1 protein-coding gene is annotated in these 3,179 nt (G+C 71.8%); it reads right to left on the reverse strand.

Going from position 1 to position 3,179, the window contains the following annotated elements; genetic code table 11:
• Positions 1-3,056, reverse strand: a 3,056-nt coding sequence (locus tag ACWD4B_RS35535) for a condensation domain-containing protein (RefSeq protein WP_451424640.1), incomplete at its 3' end; no start/stop codon positions are given.
• Positions 3,057-3,179: the final 123 nt, after the last annotated feature.

The raw sequence follows: 3,179 nt of genomic DNA on the forward strand, positions 1-3,179 counted from the left end.
GGGCGGCCCGCGGGCACCCGGCCCGAGGCCACGTGCTCGGCCGAGACCTCCTGGAAGGTCACGTGGACCGTCGTCTCGGTGATGCCGTACATGTTCACCAGGCGCGTGTCACCGGCGCCGAACTCCTGGAACCAGGTGCTCAGATGCTTCGGCTCCAGCGCCTCGCCACCGAAGATCACCCAACGCAGCTCCGGCAGTGCCGGTGCCTTGGCACCCGCGGCGGTCTCGACCAGCTCGCGGAACATCGACGGCGTCTGGTTGAGCACCGTCACACCTTCCGCCCGCAGCAGCTCCCACATCGCCTCGGGGTTGCGCGCCACGTCGTGCGGGACCACCACGGTGCGACCACCGGTGATGAGGCAGCCCCAGAGCTCCCACACGGAGAAGTCGAAGGCGTAGGAGTGGAACACCGTCCACACGTCGTCCGGCCCGAAGCCGTATGCAGGCCGGCAGTTGGCCAGTAGGTTCAACACCGTGTGGTGCTCGACGGCCACGCCCTTGGGGCGGCCGGTCGAACCGGAGGTGTAGATGACGTAGGCGAGGTTGTCGCCCGAGACCGCCACCTGCGGCGCGGAGACCGGGAGTTCGGCTATGGCAGCACGCTCACGGTCCAGGTCGACGACCGTCACGCCCTCGGCCGACAGACCGTCCTGCAGACCCCGGTGAGTGACCAGCAGCCGCGCACCCGAGTCCTCCAGCATGTACGCAAGGCGGTCCGCCGGATACGCCGGGTCCAGCGGAACGTACGCCGCACCCGCCTTCATGATGCCCAGCAGCCCGACCACCATCTCGGTACTGCGCTCCACCGACAGACCGACCAGAGCATCCGGTCCCGCACCCGACTCCCGCAGGTGATGGGCGAGCTGATTGGCCCGCTCGTCCAACTCCCGGTAAGTCAGCGACCCGTCTCCGTAGCAGACCGCCACCGCATCCGGCGTCGACGCCGCCCGATCGGCAACCTGCTCATGGATGCAGCCCGCCGGAGCCGCCACACCACCCGTCGCATTCCACTCATCGACAACCAGCACCGTCTCCGCATCCGTCAGCATCGGCAGGACGGAGACCGCACGGTCCGCGTCCGCAACGGCCCCGGCCAGCAGCTCGTTGAGGTGGCCGCCCAGGCGGGCGACGGTGGCCTCGTCGAACAGTTCGGCGCTGTACTCGACCAGGGCCCGCAGGGCGCCGTCGTGCTCCTCGAACTCGATGGTGAGGTCGAACAGTGCGGTGTCGCGCTCCAGCCGGTGTTCGCCGACCCGGACGTCGCCCAGGGCCAGGTCCGCCGTCGGGGCGTTCTGGAGGACGACCATGGCCTGGATCAGCGGCGTGCGGCTGGTGTCGCGCTCCAGGTCCATCGCCTCCACGAGCCGCTCGAAGGGCACGTCCTCGTGGGCGAAGGCGTCCAGGACGGTCTCCTTGACCCGGCCCAGCAGCTCCCGGAAGGACATCTGCGGGTCGACGTGCGAGCGCAGCACGACGGTGTTGACCAGGAAGCCCACGAGCTGCTCCAGGTCGCCCTGGCCGCGGCCCGAGGAGGCCGTGCCGACCGCGATGTCCTCCTGGCCCGTGTAGCGGGCGAAGACCGCCTTGACGGCCGCCGTCAGCGCCACGAAGAGCGTCGTGCCCTGCTCGCGGGCCAGTTCCTTGAGGCCGGCGAGGGTCTGCGCGGGGACCTCGAAGCCGTGGACCGCTCCGGTCGTGGCGCGGACCGCCGGACGCGGCCGGTCGGTGGGCAGCTCCAGCGGGGCCACGCCGGCCAGGCGCTCCCGCCACCACTCCAGCTGCTGCTCCAGCAGGCCGCCGTCCTCCAGCCGGGCGCGCTGCCAGGCCGCGAAGTCCGGGTACTGCACCGGCACCGGCGCCAGCCGCGCCGCCCGGCCCTGGACGCGGGCCGCGTAGAGCTCGCCCAGCTCGGACGAGACCACGCCCATCGACCAGCCGTCGGTGACGATGTGGTGCATCCCCAGGACGCAGACGTGGTCGTCGGCGGCCAGCCGGACCAGCAGCACCCGCACCAGCGGGCCGGTCTTCAGGTCGTACGGGCGCGCCACTTCCGCGCGCACCAGCTCCCGCAGCTGCTCCTCGCGCCCGGTGCCCTCGGCGAGGTCCGAGAGGTCGGCGGCCGTCCACTCGGGCGTCATGGCCTCGTGCACCACCTGCACACCGCGGCCGTCGACGACGTCGAAGGTCGTCCGCAGCGCCTCGTGGCGGGACGTGAGGTCGGTGACGGCGGCGCGCAGCGCGTCGGCGTCCAGCGCTCCGGTCAGCCGCAGTCCGGCGGCGGAGTGGTAGTCCGTGCCGCCCTGGTTGAAGTCCTCCAGGAACCACAGGCGCTGCTGGCCGAACGACATCGGCAGCAGGCCGTCGCGCGGCACGGCCGGGATCGCGTACGCGTCCTGGTCCTGCTGCTCCTGCGGCCGGACCAGGGCCGCCAGTCCGGCGACCGTCGGCGCCTCGAAGAGCACGCGCGGCGAGAGCCGGACGCCCAGCGCCCTGCCGGCGCGGGACGCCACCTGGATGGAGATGATCGAATCGCCGCCCAGGTCGAAGAAGTTGTCGTGCACGCCGACCTTCTCCACACCGAGCACCTCGGACCACACGGCCGCCAGAACCTCCTCGGCGGCGGTGCGCGGCGCCACGTACTCGCTGCCGAGCCGGCCCGCCTGGACCTCCGGCTCCGGCAGCGAGCGCCGGTCCACCTTGCCGCTCGGGGTCAGCGGCAGCCGCTCCAGGGAGACGAAGACGGCCGGGACCATGTAGTCCGGCAGTGACTCCCCGAGGTGTGCGCGGAGTTCGGCGGTGGACAGGTCCTGCCCGGAGACGAGGTACGCCACCAGACGGCGGTGCCCGTCGGGGCCCGCGTGGGCCACCACGACCGCTTCGGCGATCTCCGGGTGGGCGGTCAGCGCCGACTCGATCTCGCCGAGCTCGATACGGAAACCACGGATCTTGACCTGGTCGTCCGCACGGCCCAGATACTCCAGCGTGCCGTCCGCACGCCAACGGGCCACGTCACCCGAGCGGTACATCCGGCTGCCCGGCTCACCGAAGGGGTTCACCGGGAAGCGCTCCCCGGTCAGCTCCGGACGGTGCAGATAGCCACGCGCCAGACCGCCACCGGCGACGTACATCTCGCCCGGCACACCGATCGGGACCGGCTCGCCCCGCTCGTCCAGCAGGTA

This window comes from Streptomyces sp. NPDC002536 (assembly GCF_053594995.1).